The 20,087-nt window shown below is 40.9% G+C and carries 13 protein-coding genes and 1 pseudogene; 7 read left to right on the top strand and 7 right to left on the bottom strand.

Annotation, left to right across the window (positions count from 1 at the left end; genetic code table 11):
- Nucleotides 1–884 precede the first annotated feature (884 nt).
- On the top strand, nt 885–1,394 hold the full coding sequence (locus HQQ94_RS06540) for a hypothetical protein (RefSeq protein ID WP_173293657.1): 510 nt from the start codon (nt 885–887) through the stop codon (nt 1,392–1,394).
- Nucleotides 1,395–1,417: 23 nt separating this feature from the next.
- Here the strand turns inward: HQQ94_RS06540 and tnpA are convergent.
- The 5 genes and pseudogenes from tnpA to HQQ94_RS06515 all read right to left on the bottom strand — a co-directional run bounded on the left by tnpA (nt 1,418) and on the right by HQQ94_RS06515 (nt 8,429).
- Nucleotides 1,418–1,843 (bottom strand): annotated as a pseudogene (gene tnpA / locus HQQ94_RS06535) (IS200/IS605 family transposase).
- Nucleotides 1,844–2,126: 283 nt separating this feature from the next.
- On the bottom strand, nt 2,127–5,204 hold the full coding sequence (locus HQQ94_RS06530; protein WP_173293656.1) for an efflux RND transporter permease subunit: 3,078 nt from the start codon (nt 5,202–5,204) through the stop codon (nt 2,127–2,129).
- 9 nt (nt 5,205–5,213) lie between these two features.
- On the bottom strand, nt 5,214–6,293 hold the full coding sequence (locus HQQ94_RS06525; protein ID WP_173293655.1) for an efflux RND transporter periplasmic adaptor subunit: 1,080 nt from the start codon (nt 6,291–6,293) through the stop codon (nt 5,214–5,216).
- Nucleotides 6,294–6,295: 2 nt separating this feature from the next.
- Nucleotides 6,296–7,372, bottom strand: a complete 1,077-nt coding sequence (locus HQQ94_RS06520) for an efflux RND transporter periplasmic adaptor subunit (protein WP_217274007.1) — start codon at nt 7,370–7,372, stop codon at nt 6,296–6,298.
- 364 nt (nt 7,373–7,736) lie between these two features.
- The gene (locus HQQ94_RS06515) at nt 7,737–8,429 is read right to left on the bottom strand and encodes a PilZ domain-containing protein (RefSeq protein ID WP_173293654.1); all 693 of its coding nucleotides are present in this window, start codon (nt 8,427–8,429) and stop codon (nt 7,737–7,739) included.
- Nucleotides 8,430–8,763: 334 nt separating this feature from the next.
- Between HQQ94_RS06515 and HQQ94_RS06510 the strand changes: the two genes are divergently transcribed.
- From HQQ94_RS06510 to HQQ94_RS06495, 4 genes are all read left to right on the top strand, one after another.
- Nucleotides 8,764–9,480, top strand: coding sequence for an ABC transporter ATP-binding protein (locus tag HQQ94_RS06510; protein ID WP_173293653.1), 717 nt, complete (start codon nt 8,764–8,766; stop codon nt 9,478–9,480).
- Nucleotides 9,481–9,531: 51 nt separating this feature from the next.
- A complete protein-coding gene (locus HQQ94_RS06505; RefSeq protein ID WP_173293652.1) occupies nt 9,532–12,054 on the top strand; it encodes an FtsX-like permease family protein in 2,523 nt (840 codons plus the stop codon).
- Between the two features lie 113 nt (nt 12,055–12,167).
- Nucleotides 12,168–13,244: a lipocalin-like domain-containing protein gene (locus HQQ94_RS06500; protein ID WP_254304015.1), complete on the top strand. Its 1,077-nt coding sequence runs from the start codon at nt 12,168–12,170 to the stop codon at nt 13,242–13,244.
- A gap of 482 nt (nt 13,245–13,726) precedes the next feature.
- Nucleotides 13,727–14,533, top strand: coding sequence for an ABC transporter substrate-binding protein (locus tag HQQ94_RS06495; protein WP_173293650.1), 807 nt, complete (start codon nt 13,727–13,729; stop codon nt 14,531–14,533).
- Nucleotides 14,534–14,810: 277 nt separating this feature from the next.
- Here the strand turns inward: HQQ94_RS06495 and HQQ94_RS06490 are convergent, their stop codons facing one another.
- Both HQQ94_RS06490 and norR read right to left on the bottom strand, forming a co-directional pair.
- Nucleotides 14,811–16,226: an MFS transporter gene (locus HQQ94_RS06490; protein WP_173293649.1), complete on the bottom strand. Its 1,416-nt coding sequence runs from the start codon at nt 16,224–16,226 to the stop codon at nt 14,811–14,813.
- A 238-nt stretch (nt 16,227–16,464) separates the two neighbouring features.
- Nucleotides 16,465–18,075, bottom strand: a complete 1,611-nt coding sequence (gene norR, locus HQQ94_RS06485) for a nitric oxide reductase transcriptional regulator NorR (protein WP_173293648.1) — start codon at nt 18,073–18,075, stop codon at nt 16,465–16,467.
- Nucleotides 18,076–18,364: 289 nt separating this feature from the next.
- Here norR and HQQ94_RS06480 point away from each other — a divergent pair, with 289 nt between their 5' ends.
- Nucleotides 18,365–18,673 (top strand): hypothetical protein, encoded by a 309-nt coding sequence (locus HQQ94_RS06480; RefSeq protein WP_173293647.1) that lies wholly within the window; start codon nt 18,365–18,367, stop codon nt 18,671–18,673.
- Nucleotides 18,674–18,724: 51 nt separating this feature from the next.
- Nucleotides 18,725–20,041, top strand: a complete 1,317-nt coding sequence (locus HQQ94_RS06475; protein WP_173293646.1) for an NnrS family protein — start codon at nt 18,725–18,727, stop codon at nt 20,039–20,041.
- Nucleotides 20,042–20,087: the final 46 nt, after the last annotated feature.

Below are 20,087 nucleotides of genomic sequence, written 5' to 3'. Positions count from 1 at the left end.
GTTAAAATTAAACCCTGTTGGTCACACGACTTAACTAACGCTTATTTCGGAGTGCATGATAACTATTATCTCACTTCAATCTTGATGAGATTATGATGTCAAAACTGGTATTTACCTGTACATATTGATACGTTTTATTTCTTTATTTTTCATGCACTTTTGATATACAGACACCAAAATAAAGAGCCTAAATCAATGCAGCATAAAAATAAAAAACCCCGTTGCAAGCTCTCTCGCTTTGGCTCGACTTCACGGAGCTAATCAGGGTATTAATTGTACTAAAAGCACTAAAAGCACTAAAAGCACTAAAAGCACTAAAAGCACTAAAAGCACTAAAAGCACTAAAAGCACTAAAAGCACTAAAAGACTACAGATGGCTTGATGAAGGATAAAGATGAAATACTGGAATTTATCATTATCCTGTTGAGCATTGGAGGAAGTGTTATTAACAGCGGTTAACTTTGATTCATAAATCTGATAGGTTTTCCCCAATTAGTCCCTAATCAGGTTTTATTATTAGCATCCATTGTCGCGTTATAGTCCAGACTTATGACCCCTTATCTCCAGCAGAAATACTCAGAGAATCAGAAGTCATGGATCTTCAAATAACGACACCTACTAATTATCTGAACATATCCATGGCCATGGGGAATCAGCTTACGCTTATCCGCCAGATTCAGGCTCTTGTTTTGTCAGAAAAAATGGGATTGTTGGATGCTAGCCAGAGTATGGACTGCCCTGACTGTTAGCATAAACTGAATCGGGTGGGTCGTCAGGACTCACCCTTACATGACGTTTTTACCGACCATACGGTTTATATTCACCGCCTCAGGTGTCCCAGTTGTGCTTTTAAAACTCCTTCAACGGTGAAGCAACTAATAGGGATGACTTTTACTGGTGAACTCACTAGGATCCAGTCTGAACTGGGGTCTCAACACACATTTCGAGAAGCAGAGTATTTACTAGATCTGTTTTCTAACTGTGAACGAAAAGTCAATAATCATGTCCGGGTTAAACAAAGTGTTGAGTCCGTTGGTCTACAGGTTTCTCAGATTAACAACATAGAGAAAGAAGTGCTCACAGTCGAACCTGCAGAGCAACTGATCATCAATGTAGATGGAGGACATATTAAGACCAGAGAAACAGGAAAAAGAAGTATGGAAGCTATGACTGCTGTGGTATACAGGCCTGAATCACTCCTTTCTAATACAAAAGAAATACGCAATTATCTCAGTAGTAAACACTGTGCCGCATCCGTTAAAGATGATAATCAGGAAGACATCATTTCTCCAACATTAATGGCTTGTCTTAAACAGGGATTAAGTACTAAACAACCACCGTCTAAAGACGGTGGGTTAAAAGCACGCGGACTGAAAGTCCAGCATTCCGGCTAAAGCCGGTAAAGAAGCCCATATGTTCACTCAACATCAAAGTTATCTTCTGTTTTTCGTTCGAAATGATGTTCCAAATACTCATTAATCATTTCCTTCGTTAACTCTCACGCAGTGACACAGAAAAACCCCCTAGCCCAAAAATGCTGACCCCAGTATCTCTTTTTCAAACGTGGGAACTCTTGAAAAAGTTTAGTTGAGCTTCTTCCTTTAACTCGCTTCATGATATCTGAAGGAGATATATTTGGAGGGGCTGACACTAACAGGTGAACATGATCTTTGCTGATAACTCCTCTGAGTATCTCTATTTCAAGGTGTTCACAACTTTGTCTTACCAACTCTCGAACTCGTAGGCCAACATCACCTGTAAGGACCTTATAACGATACTTAGTAACCCAAACAAAGTGATATTCGAGTTTAAATTTTGTATGTGAACTACGTCGATATTTCATCCCTTATCATAAAGCAAACTGCTAGCTGAAAGCTACCCGTCTAAAGACGGGGGTTTTAACCTAATTTACGGACGAATAAATCGATAGCCATCTTCATTTGATGCATAAAACAATCAGACATAACAGTCCATAACGCTTTATTATTTGTATTAGATCCTATCTGTTCACTGGTTCTAATATGCATCCATACTCAGTAAGACATGCATTAAAAAAGCCTGGTAACACTGTCACCAAGCTTATTTATTAATAATATATTTAAGCTCACTAGTTATCATAATGATAACTAGTGAGCAAACTTTTTATAATCGCGATATTTAACGTTGAAAAAGATAATGTAAAATACTGGCACAATAAGCAAAGTCAGAATAGTCGCAACGCCTAAGCCAAACATCACCACCGCCGCTAACGATTCAAAGAAAGCGTCGGTTATCAAGGGCAACACGCCTAGAATCGTCGTGACCGCAGCCATACACACAGGGCGAACGCGGCTTACCGTTGAATTAAATACCGCTTCGAATATTTCAGTGCCACTTTCAATTTCAGTATTAATTTGATCGAGTAACACAATACCATTTTTAAGCAACATGCCTGATAAACTCAGCATTCCTAACAAAGCCATAAAACTAAATGGCTTGCCTAATATTAAGAGCCCTGCGGTGATCCCAATAATAGCCAATGGCACGGTTAACCAAATCACTAAAGGTTTACGCACAGAATTAAAGAGAAATACAGTGATCAAAAACATGCATAAGAAGCCTAGTGGTAAAGTGGCAAAGAGCGACGCTTGTGCATCGTTAGAGGATTCAAATTCGCCCCCCCAAACCAGTTCATAGCCCAAAGGTAACTTGATGGCTTCGACCTTAGAGCGAACCTTGGTAAACAACTCAGCAGGTAAGACCTCATAGGCGAAATCAGCATCAGCAAAGACGGTAATAGTACGTTTACGATCACGGCGTTGAATAATAGGGTCTTCAAATTTAACATCGAATCCATCAACGACTTGCTGCATAGGCACATAAGCCCCTAATACCGGACTCCATATACGCAGGCTTTCCAAAGAACCAATATCGACCCGTTCACCTTCAGGTAATCGACTTAAGATTGGTAGCAGCGTGGTTCCTTCACGGTATAGTCCAACTTGCAGTCCAGCAAAGGCAAAATTAAGGGCTTCATCTACTTTGCTTTTAACGATCCCTAAACGGCGTGCCTGAGATTCATTAAAACGAGGAGAGATGTTTTTTACTCGCTCACGCCAATCATGACGAACATTAACTGTACCCGCAGTGTGATTAAATTCGGTCATGATTTGCGCAGCTATAGTTCGCAATACATCAGGATCTGAGCCACTGATCCGCGCTTCTATTTTAGCATCCGTAGACGGGCCAATTTCAAGGCGTTTGAATTTAAATTGTACTTGAGGGAATTCAGCTTCAACTAAGGTTCGATAGCTAATCATGGTCGATTGTAAAGCATCAAAACTACTCACCCGTAATGCTAATTGAGAGTAAGATGAATAGTTTTTCTCGGGGCTATAAGTCAATAAGAAACGTGGAAAACCTTTGCCCACTGTTGAAGTGACAAATTCAATATTTTCAACCTGAGTCGACATAGCTTCCATTTTTTGAGTGATGTGCTGAGTTTCCCGAATGTCGGTCCCTTCAGGTAACCAGACATCAACCAGGAATATCGGAGTGGTTGATGGAGGAAAGAAAGATTGTTTGACGTAGGCAAAGCCCGCAACCGAAGCAACAAATGCTACGGCTACGCAAATAACACTCACCCAACGATAACGCATACACACATTCAGCAGCACTTTATAAAAAGTAAAAAAAGCACCACAGTAAGGATCTTTTAGTGCTGTGTCTCCTGTGGATTGCGCTTTTTCACCAAAGAATAGTTGGGCAAAAAATGGCGTGATGGTGATAGCTGTGATCCAAGACAAAAATAATGAAAACAGTAGCACCCAAAACAATGAACCGGCAAACTCACCGGTGGCATCTGGCGATAAGCCAATAGGAGCAAAAGCAATAATAGCAATGATTGTGGCCCCCAATAAAGGCCACATAGTTTGTTTAACAATCGCCTGAGAGGCTTCTAGCGTGGATTGACCACGCTGGCGACCAATTAAGATCCCTTCTACGATCACAATGGCATTATCGACCAACATACCAAGCGCAATGATTAATGCACCTAATGAAATACGTTGCAGTTCAATTTCAGCCTGTTGCATTAAAATAAAAGTACCAAGACAGGTCAAAAACAGGATTAAGCCGATTAACACACCACTTTTAAATCCCATAAAAACCAATAAGACACCAATGACAATAGCCACCGCAGCAATCAAATTCCAGACGAAACTACTGACGGATTTATCCACCTCTTGAGGTTGATTGTACATGGTTTCAATTTTCATGCCCGCAGGGCGTGCACGGTCAATTTGAGTTAATTTGTTAGCAATTGCTTGACCAATCGAAACCACATTGACACCAGAAGAAAATGAAATACCAATATTAATTGCATCTTGTTGATTAAAGCTCAGCACATTACTTGGAATATCCTGAAAGCCTCGTTTAATCGTGGCTACATCTCTGAGGTATATGAGTTTAGCACCAGCGGTACCAGGAATAAGTAAGTCACCCAATTCAAGTACACTATTAAAGCCACCACTGGTACGAATATGTAAATTATCCCCTGCAATACGTAAATTACCCGCATCTGAAACCATGTTTTGTGAATTAAGCAGATCGGTTATCGTGGTAGGATCGATATTTGAACTCGATAATTTATTTAGCGACACTTCGATGAACACTTGTTCTTGCTGAGTGCCAGCTAATGAAACCTTGCCCACTCCAGGGACCAACTCAAGTTCACGTTTAACAAAATCAACATAATCTAATAAATCACGGTAACTATAATCTGCTCCAGTAACCATATACATGATGCCATAAACATCACCAAAATCATCATTCACCATAGGTGAATGAACTCCTGGTGGGAGTTGATTGGACATATCATTCACTTTACGTCTAAGTTCATCCCATATTTGAGGCAGCTCATCTGGACCATAATTATTCTTCATCGTCACCGTAATTTGTGACATACCAGAGGTACTTAAAGAACGAATTTTATCAACATAAGGTAAAGCTTGAATGGCTTTTTCTATTGGATAGGTCACTTCCTCTTCGACTTCGGTAGATATCGCCCCAGGATAAAGCGTCACCACAACGGCATCTTTAATGGTAAATGGAGGATCTTCTAACTGACCTAACCCTGTAAAGGCTATTAACCCACCGATAAGTAAAATCAGTATAAACATCCAACTAATCACGGCATTTTTGACAAAATATCCAGCTATGTTCATTGTTTGTCCTTATCCCTTTATCAGCTCAACCGCTTGGCCATCAACCAAACGGGTTGCGCCACGGGTTATGATCACTTGGCCATCTTGTAAACCAGATACAACCTCAATGGTATCCCCCACGATAACGCCAAGAATAACATGCTGGTATTTAACAGTTTTCGAGTCTGACTGATACAACCATACGCCAGAATTTTGATTGGCTATATGACTGCCATCACGCATCATTACTGCCTCTATAGGGATGAGATATTGACGACTGTATGTGTATGTGATGTCACTTAAATTAACTTTCACCTTTGCAGGCATACCTTCAAGCACTTTATATTGAGGGTCTAATGGCACCGCTAATGTGGCAATATAGGTATACGTTTCAGGATCTTTTTCAGTATTCATTTCTAACATTGTGCCCTTAAATATCACTCCAGGAAACGCATCAAAGCTCACATCAAACTCTTTTGGTGACGTGATAACTTCTTTACGTTTCGATACTGCTAGTAAAATATCAGGCACTTGTACTTCAACATCAATCCGTTCAAGCTTGTGCATAGTCACAACAACAATCCCGGGTTGGGCATTTTCAAAAGATTGCAACAATACATCACTAACGACACCACTAAATGGCGCTCTGAGTTCTGTGTAAAGTAGCAATAATTCCGCCTGACGAAACTCGGCAAGATCGGCTAGATATTGAGCATTAATCTTATCAAATTCAGACTGAGAGATAAGCTCTTTATCCACCAGAGGCTGAGTACGTTGTACCTGCTTCTTAGAAAGTTGCATGCGGGCTTTACGATCATTTAAGACAATTTGATAATCTTGCTTATCTAATACTGCGAGCAACTCGCCTTTTTTTACTCGCTGCCCTTTCGACACTGGGATGCTGGCAATGTGGCCATCAATACGAAACGATAACCGAGTTAAATCTTGTGCTCTGGCGACAGCATTAAACTCGCGGATCACTTGGTTATCTGATTTAGGTAAGATGAAACTGTTGACTCGTTTTATATTGTCATTAATAGGGATGGGCTCACCACATCCAATCAATAAAGCCAACATGAGAAGAGAAGATAAAAGTATTATGTTTTTCATCTTTATAGCCCTCTCTCTTTTACCCAACGTACCGCATTTTGTCCATCGCTGAGCTCACTCGCACCGGCGACAACTAACCAATCACCATCTTGTAAACCATCAACGATTTGCTCACCATTCACACTCACTGGCACCTTCTTTAATTGATTGATATCAGGCAACCATATGAAGACATAAGCTTGATTTGCCTCCTCAACTAATGCACCTGAAGGAATAAGAAAACTGGCGGAGCTTTCATTATTAGGCAATATTGCTTTCACTTTTGCCGCCATTCCTGGGAATACATTCAGCTCATCAGGAGCTGGTAAGGTTAAAATAATGGTATAGCTCCCCGTTGAAGGATCGGCAACGGTGTTAAGTTCCTTTAACTTGGCATCAAACCATTCGTCGCGGCTATCAAACTTCACTTGAACTTCGGCATGACTTTCACCACTAGCACGGTTACGCTGCACTGCACCGATGAACTGTTCGGGCAATTGAAAGCTGACATCAACGGATAATTCTGTTTGAATCCCAAGGACAGCTTCTTGCTGCTGTGTAAATTCGAACATGCGCATAAAACGCCGAGAAATAACCCCATCATAAGGCGCATACAAATGAGTATAGGCAAGTTCAGTATTGGCTTTATCCAAGGCAGCTTGCGCTATCGCGTAGTCACTTTTGGATTGATCGAAATCATTACGAGATACCACCCCTTGCTCAACAAGATTGGACGAGCGTTCAAATAATACTTTATTCAGATAAAATTGAGCTTTGGCCACCTCTAATTGCTGTTCAAAAATAGCAGGATCCAATGTCGCCAGCAGATCACCGGCGTTAACATCTTCTCCCGGGTGCACATTAATCGTGGCAATTTCACCTGCCACACGAAAAGATAAAGTCGCGCGATCGGAGGCGCTAACTTCTCCAGGTAAAATCCGTTGATGAAAAGCATGATCTAAGGATACTTGCTTCACTTTCACTGGACGATAAGTCTGGTGTAATAAATCAACATCTTCAGTATTAGCCAATGAATAGGTGGGTATGCTGAGTACACCAGCAACTAACAAGGAGGTAAAACGGTGTCCAACTTTCATCATGGGGTTCCGTCATGTAAAAAGTTAACAATATGTAACCAAAGTCTATCACCACTCCTCATAGAAACATAGAACCCCATGTCATTTGGCTAAATTAAAACAAACACACCACTAAGTCACTGTATTTATATGAATTTTAAAATCGTAGCAGGATTTATATAGCCTTGATAAGAAAACAATCATCAACGACTCGCCGGATTCAGGAGCTGGGCGAAGCACGACGATCTGGATATCGGAGGTACGAGCCCATTGATGGGAGAAGGTAGAATTATGCAGCAACAATTAACGCCATTAAACTCGGTCACTTCTCGACATGCTGGATCCTGCATCTTGAGGTCGTTTGGGTATACACTGAATGTAGATGACGTTACTGGTTAAGGTGTCTTAGTATTATTTGTTGCACAAAACATTCAGCAGCATTTTGATCGGAATCTAAAATTAAACCATAGTGGATGAGGTTATTTTCAGCATCAAAAACTTGTCTGTTTTTAATAATAACATTGACATGAATAGCCTCATCACCCACAGCTCCAAGTAGTGTTAATGTACATTTATCATCAACGCTAAGCTCCTCATTTTCAGTGCCAATAAACCCACCACCTCGAATTGAAATATCGACTAAGTGACCTTCAACTGAACACCCTGATTGCTCCTCTTTATCGTTACTATTGTGACTTAATTGGGCATGAATATTCACCGGGATCCGACCCGACTGGCGTAAAGCAATTTTTTCTAAGTTTTTTGGATAATAGATAACAATCCAATGATGCAATGACATTAACTTGGAGATGCTTGACCTAAATGCAACCACATGAGCATTGGGATCAAAGCTATTAAACATACGTACAACAACACTGGTATTGTCACAAATACAATGCTTCGCTAATACCCAATTTTTATCTTCACCGAACTCTAAAATGATGGCTTTTTGACTATGAACACCAATAAGGCGAGTTTTTAAACGGATCGGTTTACTTTGAGTCAAAATCTGCATGTAAACTTCAGTATTACAGGGCATCGAATCTAAATATTCAAATTCTGTTAACGGTTTATTTCCCATACTATTCGTTTCATCCTTATCAGCGGCAAACCTATAAAACTTTGATTTTAAAGTATTTATTATTATTTATTACCAAACCACCTTAAAATATTTAATCCTGTCTATATACATGTGATTTAACTATAAATTATAGAATAAAATAATTTTCAAGTGACTTTAATTCTTACCAATGGCAAAAATGCTAACTCATTCCCTTGATGATCTAGCTGCTCAACTCAGAATAATGATCACTTTATCGATCAAATGGTTCCAATAATAAATAACCACTCACAATAAAGTTAGGCTATTCTAACTTCGCATTTACCCTCAATTAAGCACAAGTAATGAAGCTGAAATGACCACTCATGCACCTTTAGTTCAACTCACTAATGTCAGTAAAACGTTCATCGATGGTGAACAGCAACACAGTGTTCTGGACAAAATCTCCCTAACACTAGACCAAAAAATAGGACAAACAGTCGCCCTTATGGGAGCCAGTGGGAGCGGTAAAAGCACTTTACTTAATGTGATCGCAGGATTCGAGAAGCACGACTCAAATCAAGACCCTGTCACAGCTCCAAAGCCACCCAAGAGTACACTAACTTTACTTGGCCAAAACACAATAAACTGGCAAGATAAACATTGGAGCCTATTTAGGCAACAATCGCTAGGTGTTATATTTCAACAGTTTAACTTACTGACGCCGCTTAACGTCAAAGATAATATTGCTTTCCCTCTTAGACTTAATCACCAAAATTGGAATTCTTGGTGCGAACATTTAAGCCATAGTTTAGGCCTGAGTTCATTACTCGAACGCCATGTGAATAGCCTTTCAGGTGGGCAGCAACAAAGAGTAGCAATCGCCCGTGCGCTTGCCCATAAACCACCGCTTATTTTAGCTGATGAACCGACAGGTAACCTAGATCAAGCAGCAAGCCTTGAAGTAATGCAGCTACTATGCACTCTGGCAGGAGAGCATAATACGGCCATTTTAATGGTCACTCATAGCATCGAGTGCGCTAACTTTATGCAACAAAGGTGGCATATAAAGGAGGGTAAGATCCATGAGTAACTCTCGATGCCAATGTGACAGCACCCTATATTTACATCACAAGGCAAACTGGTGAATAACTTTTGGCTAAGTTTACGTATATTTATCGCCCATTATCGTCAAGCACCACTGCAGGCTGGCGCCATTACTGTCGGTGTCATATTGGCCGTCACGTTACTAACTGGTGTCCGTGCGACCAATGAAAATGCGTTGCAAAGCTACCACTCAGCCACCGAACTATTAAGCCTACAAGCCAAATGGAACATTACGGCTCCTCTTGGGGAGAAATACTTAGATGAGTCAGTGTATTTTAAGCTCCGCGCAGCTGGATTTAACCGCAGCCTCCCGGTACTGCAGGGCACAGCCACCAGCCCAGATGGCAAACGCTGGCAAATACAAGGAAGCGATCTGGTCGCAGCGTTAACTTCACTTGCTAGTAACAATACTTCAACGGATATCAACGCAAATAAAAGCAATACCACCCCATCCACGATACTTTCACCCCAGCTCCCTCTTGGAGAGATGTTATCTGGTGCGCCGATTATCATGATGAGCAGGACCGTGGCTGAACAATTTGGTAAACAAAAAAAGTTATCGCTTGCTGGTGTAGAACTCAGCATTATCGTCCTCGATGACAACCGTCACTTAGGCTCAAGTATATTAATGGACATATCTTTGGCTCAGAAACTTCTCAATCAGGTCGGAAAGCTGAGCTATATCGCACTGTTTAATGATATTTCGTCACAACAAACTCAGCTGAACAGCCTGCTTGGCAAACACGCTCAACTGATTGAAAACGATAAGGGGGACAGCCTCACCGCATTAACGCAAAGTTTTCATCTTAATCTGACGGCCATGAGTTTGCTGGCTTTCATCGTCGGACTATTTATCGCCTATAACGGGGTGCGCTACAGCTTACTTAAGCGGCAAAGACTATTAAGTCAACTTCAACAATTGGGGGTTAAGAAGACCACCTTGATGTCGGCTCTGCTCACTGAAATACTTATCTTAGTGATCATTGGATCTGTCATTGGCTTTATCTTTGGCTTACAGTTGAGCTACTGGCTGCAACCTATGATATCAGTTACCTTAGAGCAGCTCTACGGTGCTAAAATACTGCCCGGGAACTGGCAATGGTCTTGGTTATTTCACGCTATTTCATTAACACTACTTGCTGCATTTTCTGCCTGTTTTTCATTATTATTACAGCTTATTCACCAGCCTCTGTCAGGTAATATCAGCCATTTACCTCAAATAAGCAGTACAGCTAAAATGCAAAAAATTCAGTTAATGACAGCAGCAATATTAGCGGTTATCGCGAGCGTCTTACTGCCATTGAGTCAAGATCATCGCTATAGCATGGCCTTACTTGCTCTGGTGCTTATCGCCATCCCTTTGGCTTTACCCTCATCGCTACTCATGATGATTAACTTATTACTTAAACTGCTTGTAAAACTCAAGTCTGAACACAGATACAGAGGGTTATTCTACTATCAAGTGGCTGAAACCAAGGAGCTAATAGCGCCCCTATCATTAGCCATGATGGCCATGTTATTAGCACTGACAGCCAATATATCAATGAACACTTTAGTGGGCAGTTTTGAAAGTACACTTAGGCAATGGTTAGACTCACGATTACATGCAGAACTTTATATCAAGCCTGCCTCAGAGCAAGTACAAGCAATCGATGCTTTCCTAAGGGCGCGCAGCGATGTCGATGCGATATATAAACAGTGGTCTCTTAGAAGCGAGCATCAAAACTTGCCTATCAATCTAGTGACTCGTGATGAAGTATCTCTTAAGCAAACCACAGTACTTAAATCAGCTTTGGGTGATCTTTGGCTAGGATTAATGGCCGGTAAGCTCGTAATGATAAGCGAGCCATTATCGATTAAACTTAACATTAGCTTAGGTGACAAACTGATCTTAACCGCGATACCCAATAAAGAGTTTATTGTTGGTGGGATATTTTATAGCTATGGCGATCCCTATGGCGAAATCGTTATCTCACCTGTTGTGTGGCGAAGTCAGGGCTTTCCAAGTGATCCAATCAGCTTAGCTGTGGGCTATAGCGGATCCATTGACGAATTAAAGCAAAGTTTGCAACAACATTTTTTAATTCCAAATGCAATGATTTACAGTCAGACATTAATAAAGCAGCAAGCTATTATTATGTTTAAGAAAACCTTCTCAATCACACAAGTACTCAACAGTTTGACCTTATTGGTGGCTGCAATTGGCCTGTTTAGTGCTTGCTTTATGCTAACTCAAGCCAGAATAGCGCCAATGGCACGCTTACACACCTTAGGTGTCACGCAGGCTCAGTTGACTCAAATGGTGTTCACTCAGATGATCATTATTGTGCTATTTACCTGTTTAATCGCCCTGCCAACAGGTCTGATATTAGGGTATATATTAATCCATAAAATAACCCTACAAGCATTCGGCTGGAGTATCGCGATGCAATGGGATTGGTTAGCTTATTTCAAGGTGGTGGCCTTAGCGCTTACTTCAAGTTTAGTGGCTGTTGCTCTGCCCTTGTACCAACAAGTCAAAAAACCGCTTGTTTCAAGCTTGCAACGTGAGGTTATATGATAATCAAAAACACCTATTATCACTCAATATTTACCAGCATAATTTTAGGGTTAATACTTGGCGCTTGCTCAGATCCCCAAACAGCTAACAACACTCTTTCTATGGGACAATTAATGAGTTCATCTCCACACGCAAATAATACATACACTCAAGTCGATAAAAATAAGGTCATTGTATTTCCTCAAGATCATTTAGCTCATGACGATTTTCGACAAGAATGGTGGTACTTAACCGCTAACTTAGAAACTGAACATGGCAAAAAAATCGGCCTACAATGGACCCAGTTTCGCATCGCGATGACGCCAGTAGCACCCCACTCAACATTATTAAAAAACCAGCTTGCAACATCATCGAATAAGCCAATATCAATAAAAAACAATGAACCGAGCTGGATAAGCAATCAGCTCTATATGGCTCACGCTGCGGTGACCAGTGCCAGTCAGCATTTCGCCACAGAGAAATGGTCAAGGCAGCACCCACAACTTGCTAATGTATCCAATCACCCATTCACGGTAAAAATAGATGACTGGCGCTGGATAAGTGATGGCAACACCCTATTTCCTGCAACTTTAGAGGTAACAGGAGAACAATTTAATTATCGGCTAACTTTGCATTCAAGTGCCCCTTATCAGCGACAAGGTAACCAAGGTTATAGCGTAAAAACCGCAGATGGATCTGTCGCTTCACATTACTATAGTCAACCCTACATTCAAGTATCTGGTAACATCACTTTGCAAGGAGAAGAGCATAACGTCACAGGTCAAGCTTGGCTAGACAGAGAATGGAGTTCGCAGTTTTTAAATAAAACACAGGCTGGTTGGGATTGGTTTGCGCTTAGATTACATGACGGATCAACCTTGATGTTGTTTCAGCTTAGGGATCAAGCCAAATCACCAGCGAATCAAAGCACAGCTAACTTTTACAGTGCAAGACGCATGTTTGCCGATGGTAGCGGACACAATATAGCATCTACCAACATCACTCTCACGGCGCTAGACTGGCATACAATAGACTTAACCCGATATCCAACTTCATGGCAAATATCCATTCCATCTGAACACATCGATATTAAGATCAACGCCTTAAACCCTAACGCTAAAATGTCGTTAACTATCTCTTACTGGGAAGGTCCAGTACTCATCTCCGGCAGCCATCAAGGAGAAGGATATCTCGAGTTAACCGGATACTAAGGTTTTGAAACTTTAAATGAAATCTGATCATATTGTCTATTTAGGCTAATTTTTAATTAAACAGTGTTATTGAAGCTCAAAGCCTCATTATCGTGTTAATGGCGCGCTTAACTTTGGCTTAGGTATAAATGTTACGAATCTTTTTACTGCCCACATTTCGTATCACATACATCAAATCCCCTTTGGTACATACGCATGTACAAAACTGATTTTGGATTGATTTACCACGAATGATGATTGAAGGAATCAGTGTTAATCGGTTTATACAGTATTTCATCCGTTTGCGACAACATCAGTAAGAGGCTATGGTTATTGTGATGACACACCTTTGTTGTACAATATTTATCTTCTAGGAAGGGGTTAATGATTAATAGCAAAATCATAGCTTTTATGTAGGAAGATACAGCTATTGTTACTAGAAATTGAACATAAGAGTGCAATTGGAAATTTACAGTAGCTTTTAGAAAAGTGGGTGGTAATTTATGTATGGTAAATGGAACAGTGTTATTTTAGTTCTGTTTTTTACAAGTTCGATGCTTTACGGTGAAGATAACATAGTATCAGTGACGACTTTAGGTGATTATGCCCCTTTTAGCTTTATTGAGGGGAATAGTATTGTAGAAACAATTGTTCGGCCAGGAGAGAACATACCAGGTTATCAAGGGTATAGCTGGGATATTCTGCGAGAAAGTTTTCATATTATGGGATACACCATTAAGTTGTCGGTCTCACCATGGCCACGTGCAATGCAAAATGTCAAAACGGGCAAGATAGACATTCTTTTTCCAACAGGAATGAACGAAGAGAGATTAAAGGTTTTTGATTACTCTCACGAATTTGTTAATGAAGCCAAATTTTTAATTTATGTTAGAGCAGAGAGTCCTATTAAGTGGATAGGACTCGAATCACTTAACAACCTTGTGATTGGCGTTAAACGTGGTTTTAACTATGGCGATAAGTGGCATTCTGTGGATTATGTGACAAAGTATGATGTAAATACAATTTCACAGGGATTTCAGATGCTTGAAAAGGGACGTATTGATGGATTTATAGGCTATGAAAATACGTGGGATTATATCTTAAAACAACAAGGTTGGAGCAATAAATATAACAAAATGCCGTCTTTTGGTTCTACCAAAGAATATATCGCAGTGCTTAAAACCAACCCTAATGGTCAGACAATTTTACAAGATTTTGATATCGGAAAACAGAAACTCATTGAGAGTGGTAAATTAAAGGAGATAGAAAAATTTTGGTTTGGAAAAGATGAATCAATAGATAAAGAATAAGGATGCCTCTAGTTACAGTCATTATTTATGAATACAATAATGGTTCATGTAAAAATTCAATATTTTTATATTTTTGCAAAGGAGTCTGACTCCTAAGTGTTATTCACAGGATTTGCTCCTCATAGCCAATAAAGCAATCAAAAACTCGGCCGCCGTAAACGACCGAGTTGTACGTTACCCATTGTTTTAACAAGCTACGAACCTTCAATTATTAAGTAACAATATCATAGTTAAAGCTTATCCACTTAAAGTCGGTGATATTTACCTTAATAAAAAATTAGGCTATCACAGCTTGTGTTTCATCAAATTTATCGGCATCTAACCTCTTAATCACAACACCATAGATCATCAAGGAAATGGCTGACACTGTGGCAATTCCAGCAAATACATACCAGATATAATGAGCATTAGATGCAGCACTAGCCCACGCTTCATGGGTCTCGAAGGTACGTGGATCAGGGCAATAAGCTTGCAGTAAGTAGCCAGACAAACCAAACCCGAGTAACGAACTGATAAAAGAGTGAAGATGTGAAAACCCAAGATAGAGCCCCTCTTCACCTTTTGGTGCCTGCAGCGAAAAATACTCTAAAAATCGCGGTGAGATAAAAGATTCTGCCAATCCCTGAAACACAATACCCAATATCATCATGGCGGCAATGGGGTGCATCTGCATAAAGCCAAGATCGATATTCTCATGCAGCATATTACCTGATGCCATCAGTAATGCTGATAACGGCATGATAAACATACCTATCGTCATCGAAAAAAGTGCGCTCTTTTTACTCATCAGTGAGGTCACAAAACCAACACTAAGAAACACAACTAAAGGATTAACGTTAGCATACCAAGAAGGTGAAGCCCCCTCTCCCGCCATACGCAGCACATACTTAGGCATGGTGGCATACAACTGGTGTTGCACCATCCAAAAACCGGTAATGATCAAAATAAGCGTGATCAAACGCGTATTAGTTAACACTTTACCTAATGCATTCACCACCTCCGTCAGGGATTTACCTTCGGCGTTTGACTCAGCATTTTTAAAGAAAAATAAGATACTAATAAACGCCACTAAGGTCATACTGGCGGCAAAATAGTTTAAGTTGATTAATCCCAGATCCCCCATCGACTCACGCAGCGGCTTAACCACTGTTTTCCCCGAAAAAGCTCCGATATTAACCATCATATAAAAGATAGAAAAACCTTTTGCTCGATTGGCTGTGGTGGTCGATTTGGCCACGGTTGCCGTGATCACCGCCTTAATAAATGAGCCACCGATCATGATAACAATAAGAATAGGGGCTATCACCCAACGTATGTCAGCACTTTTCAAACCATGATAGGTCACCTCTCTACCGTACTCGACTAAGCCTTGGCCCTCGAGTAATGCAGGAAATATGGCCAAACCTGAGTAACCTATCGTTAGTAGAGCAAAGGCTAATAACAAAGCACTTCTAAATCCCATTTTATCGGCAAGTGCACCGGTAAAAGTGGGTAAAAAATATAAACCAGCAGAAAACGAACCCGCTAACCAGGCTGCTTCAACATCGGTAAAACCTAAAATTCGAGATAAATAGAGGGTGATAACAATAAACACACCATAATAGGCGGCACGTTCTAGTAGTTCTACCCCGTTTGCAATCCAAAATATTCTTGGAAAGTCGGGTTTGGTCTGTGAAGCAGTATTATTATTCATTTTTTATTATCTTCCAGATCGTAACATATCAAATGATAAAGAATAGACTCACGCTACCTCCTGTTTCGTCATTAACAATACCAGCCTTCTTTATCGATGGGGCGTAAGTTATTCAATAAATTAAATTTTAAAATCACTGAACTTACAGTTGCGCAAAATCCTAACATATCAGTAGGCTATTAAGTCAACTAAACGCTAAAGAGGATGCGCATTTAATGTAAAGATAACGCTACAAACATTAACTCCCTGTCACTATATTCTTAGTCACTCGTATCCCCAAACGTTTGCCTAAACGATTTAAATTGGCTCTATCGGTTTGCAAGCGCTTGGCCGCAGCGGACCAATTTCCTGACTCTTCAGACAGTACTTGAGTGATCATTTTACGTTGAAACGCTTCGGTAGCCGATTTAAGATCATTGTCAAACTCAGCAACAGAAGTTTGTTCTGAAAGATGGTCATTTAGCTGTGGTAAACCTGATTGTGATCCCAAGGTTGATAACTGAGACTGAGTTGCAACAAGATGCTCCATGTGCTCTAAACCAATGCGAATAATGCCAGAACTCGCACTGCCTTTAGCGCGTAAGGCGGCACGGGCTATCACATGCTCTAACTCTCTGACATTACCAGGCCAATCATATTGATTGAGTGCATCTATCGCTGATGCTCTCAACGTGAGTTGTTGCATACCCAGTTTTCTACGGGTCAACTCAATAAAGTGGCCGCTGAGTAAAGTAACATCCCCCTCACGTCCCCTCAAAGGAGGAACAGAGATCGGATATACACTGAGCCTGTGATAAAGATCGGCCCTAAAACGTCCCTGTGCCACCTCCACTTTAAGCTGACGGTTAGTCGCTGCCAAAATGCGCACATTGACCTGCTCAACGGCATCTTTTCCCACCACTTGGATCTCTTGATTTTGCAATACTCGCAGTAACTTACTTTGTACAGGTAACGGTAATTCACCAATTTCATCAAGAAAAATGGTACCACCATCAGCCAAACTAAATTTACCTATCCGGTTTCGATCAGCACTCGTAAATGCCCCTCTAACATGACCAAATAACTCACTCTCAATTAAGCTTTCTGGCAGGGCTGCACAATTGACATACACTAGCGGGCCTTCACCTCGTTTGGATTGCCGATGTAACGTTCGGGCCACCAACTCTTTGCCTACGCCGGTTTCACCTTCAATAAGAATGGAGAAGTCTGAAATGGCGACCATATCAATCTCACGTTTAAGTTTCAACATGACGTGACTGTTCCCCATCAGTTCTCCACCATCTTTGACCAAAGCTTCATGGGTCAATTCAGCCAACACTTGCTGGTTATGAACAGAATGACGTTCCAATTCTTGCAATAAAATCGCCGTTTTTAACGTTGCCGCTGACATGGCTGAAATAATATCTAGAGTACGCTTGGGAATATCATCGAAAACATGAGGACTCATGCTGTCCAAAGTCAGCACCCCGATCAATTTATGATCAGACATTAAGGGCAACCCCATACAAGCATGTACAGGTAAATCACCTTCGTAGGCAAGCAACATTCCATCATAAGGATCAGGCAAAGGGCTTTCAGTTGCGAAGCGCACTGGTGTCACAGAGTTACAAATAGCGGCAAATCTCGGATGAGCCATGATCTCAAAACGACGTCCTAATGCATCTTGGCTTAATCCTTGTTGTGCTAAAGGCTTAAGAAAGCCCGACTCAACATCTAACAACACCACCGCATCACAGGTTACTACATGCCTGACAGTGCTCAGCAGACGCTCGAACCTATCTTTCGTGGTTAGACTATTCGCCAGATCCAAGGCGAGTTCTATCAGAGCTTGTGGCGATATCTCATCCAAGATTAACCTCTTTATTCATTTGTTTATCGTGTGGGATAGTAAATTTAACACAGAGTGATACAAAACACATCATAAGAGTCATAACGACTACACAAAGTAAAGGTCATTATGACTCTATCCAAGCCTTGGGAATAACGTAAACACTTAAAAGATAAGTGTTTGTAAAGTTGGCATGATAATAGCTTTATATAATTTAAGTTAACCCCGTTTACAAGATTCACATGCGTAACTGGCCAGCTTTATTCGACCACTAACTGCATGATAGATCATCCATTTAAGGAGTTTAAGTATGAACACATCACAAACTGCTACTCAATCAGGTTTTTCGGTGACATCAACTTCTGCTGAAAATGGATCTTCAGATCAAGAGTATCAACGCAATTTTTCACGTGTCATGCTCAGTGGTAACGGCATTATGCTCGTCGCAATGTTAGGGATCATAATGTGTATCATCATTGGTTATACCCATGATGAGTATTTCTCTTTATGGACTCAAGTTGCCAGCCACGTTGCACTTATTCTCTTGGCAGCAGCACTAAAAATAGGATACGTCATGCGCTGTATTGGTTTACACGGTTTAGGTGCTATTCAACTTTAAGATGTATATATCGCTTAGGTGTAAACAATAACTAGATAATAAGAGTCATTAATGAGCCAACCTTTACGTATGATAAGTGAGCCAACCAAACAAACACTCAGCAGCAAGACAAGGCTCAACCAGCAGCTTAATTCTACTGGCGACTTGTCAAACCGACCAGGAGAAATGGATCACATAAAAAACAGTCTCCCTGCTCAGGTATTAGATTTTACCCAGCTGCCTATTTGGGATCTTGCATTTCGTCCTTGGTTTCTCATTAGCACATTAAGTTCAGTACTCAGTATCGGAGCATGGCTACTCTTTCTCCATGGTCATCTGCCAGCGCTAGCGAATACTGGACTTACACCATTAGCCTGGCATATTCACGAGATGCTATTTGGATTTGGCGCCACCATCGCTGTCGCATTTTTACTAACGGCAGCGCAAACTTGGACTCAAAAACGCAGCCTCAATGGTAGTGCTTTGTTATGTTTGACCTTAATTTGGCTAATGGTACGGACATTATTATGGAGCAGCGATCATAGGCTTCAAGTCATCGCCATTGTCCTCCAAGGCATTTGGTGGTTAACCTGTATTAGTTTTCTAGCCTCTATGGTGTTTAGTGCCAAAAGTCGCCGAAATTATCAATTTATCCCGTTATTGTCAGTCATGATGCTACTCAATATGAGTTTTTTAATCGCCGATTTTACTGGTGATACTAAATTTGCACTTCATCTGGCTCACATTGCTATTTTGACATTCGGACTCTTAGTCGGGATCGTTGGAGGGCGAGTGATCCCTTTTTTTACTGAGCGTGGTGGCCAAAATGCTACCGTCACAGCGACACCTATACTCGATAAAATCTTGCCTGTGCTCACCATCATTGGGATCGGTGTCTTTGCTATGAGCCAGTTCACTAGACTGCCTATGACCCCTGCCATTCTTTTAATCGGTGCAGGTACGATACATTTGCTAAGGTTATTACATTGGGATCCACTTTCTACCCGAAAAGTCCCCCTACTTTGGTCACTACAATTGGCTTATTTTTTTCTTGGCTTAGGACTCATTATGCTAGGTATTAGTTTTCTGACTCACTCGATAGCCTTTGCTGATGCACTCCATCTGATCACTATTGGTACCGTAGGCGGCATGATATTAGCGATGATTGCTCGTGTCTCTTTAGGACACACAGGCAGAGCTCTTAAACCACACCCATCGTTAAACATGGCTTTCGCACTGATATTTATCGGGACCGCAACAAGATTTTTGCTACCGCTATTTGAAATGTCGAGCCTAGGTTGGGACATCAGCGCCGTCTGCTGGATTGCTGCATTCTCTCTCTTTATTTGGCACTACGCTCGAATTCTAATGAGCCAAAGAGTCAGTTAAATAACACAAACCCGATTATTACACCTATTTTGATGCAATCATCATA

The sequence above is a fragment of the Shewanella sp. VB17 genome, assembly GCF_013248905.1.
GTDB lineage: Bacteria > Pseudomonadota > Gammaproteobacteria > Enterobacterales > Shewanellaceae > Shewanella.
This window is presented reverse-complemented; position numbering and strand designations above follow the sequence as displayed.

Coding starts and splice junctions, on each gene's coding strand:
- HQQ94_RS06525 (WP_173293655.1), bottom strand. CDS start 6,293: ATGAAAAACATAATACTTTTATCTTCTCTTCTCATGTTGGCTTTATTG.
- HQQ94_RS06510 (WP_173293653.1), top strand. CDS start 8,764: ATGACCACTCATGCACCTTTAGTTCAACTCACTAATGTCAGTAAAACG.
- HQQ94_RS06475 (WP_173293646.1), top strand. CDS start 18,725: ATGAGCCAACCTTTACGTATGATAAGTGAGCCAACCAAACAAACACTC.
- HQQ94_RS06540 (WP_173293657.1), top strand. CDS start 885: ATGACTTTTACTGGTGAACTCACTAGGATCCAGTCTGAACTGGGGTCT.
- HQQ94_RS06480 (WP_173293647.1), top strand. CDS start 18,365: ATGAACACATCACAAACTGCTACTCAATCAGGTTTTTCGGTGACATCA.
- HQQ94_RS06520 (WP_217274007.1), bottom strand. CDS start 7,372: ATGATGAAAGTTGGACACCGTTTTACCTCCTTGTTAGTTGCTGGTGTA.
- HQQ94_RS06490 (WP_173293649.1), bottom strand. CDS start 16,226: ATGAATAATAATACTGCTTCACAGACCAAACCCGACTTTCCAAGAATA.
- HQQ94_RS06495 (WP_173293650.1), top strand. CDS start 13,727: ATGTATGGTAAATGGAACAGTGTTATTTTAGTTCTGTTTTTTACAAGT.
- HQQ94_RS06500 (WP_254304015.1), top strand. CDS start 12,168: ATGAGTTCATCTCCACACGCAAATAATACATACACTCAAGTCGATAAA.
- HQQ94_RS06530 (WP_173293656.1), bottom strand. CDS start 5,204: ATGAACATAGCTGGATATTTTGTCAAAAATGCCGTGATTAGTTGGATG.
- HQQ94_RS06515 (WP_173293654.1), bottom strand. CDS start 8,429: ATGGGAAATAAACCGTTAACAGAATTTGAATATTTAGATTCGATGCCC.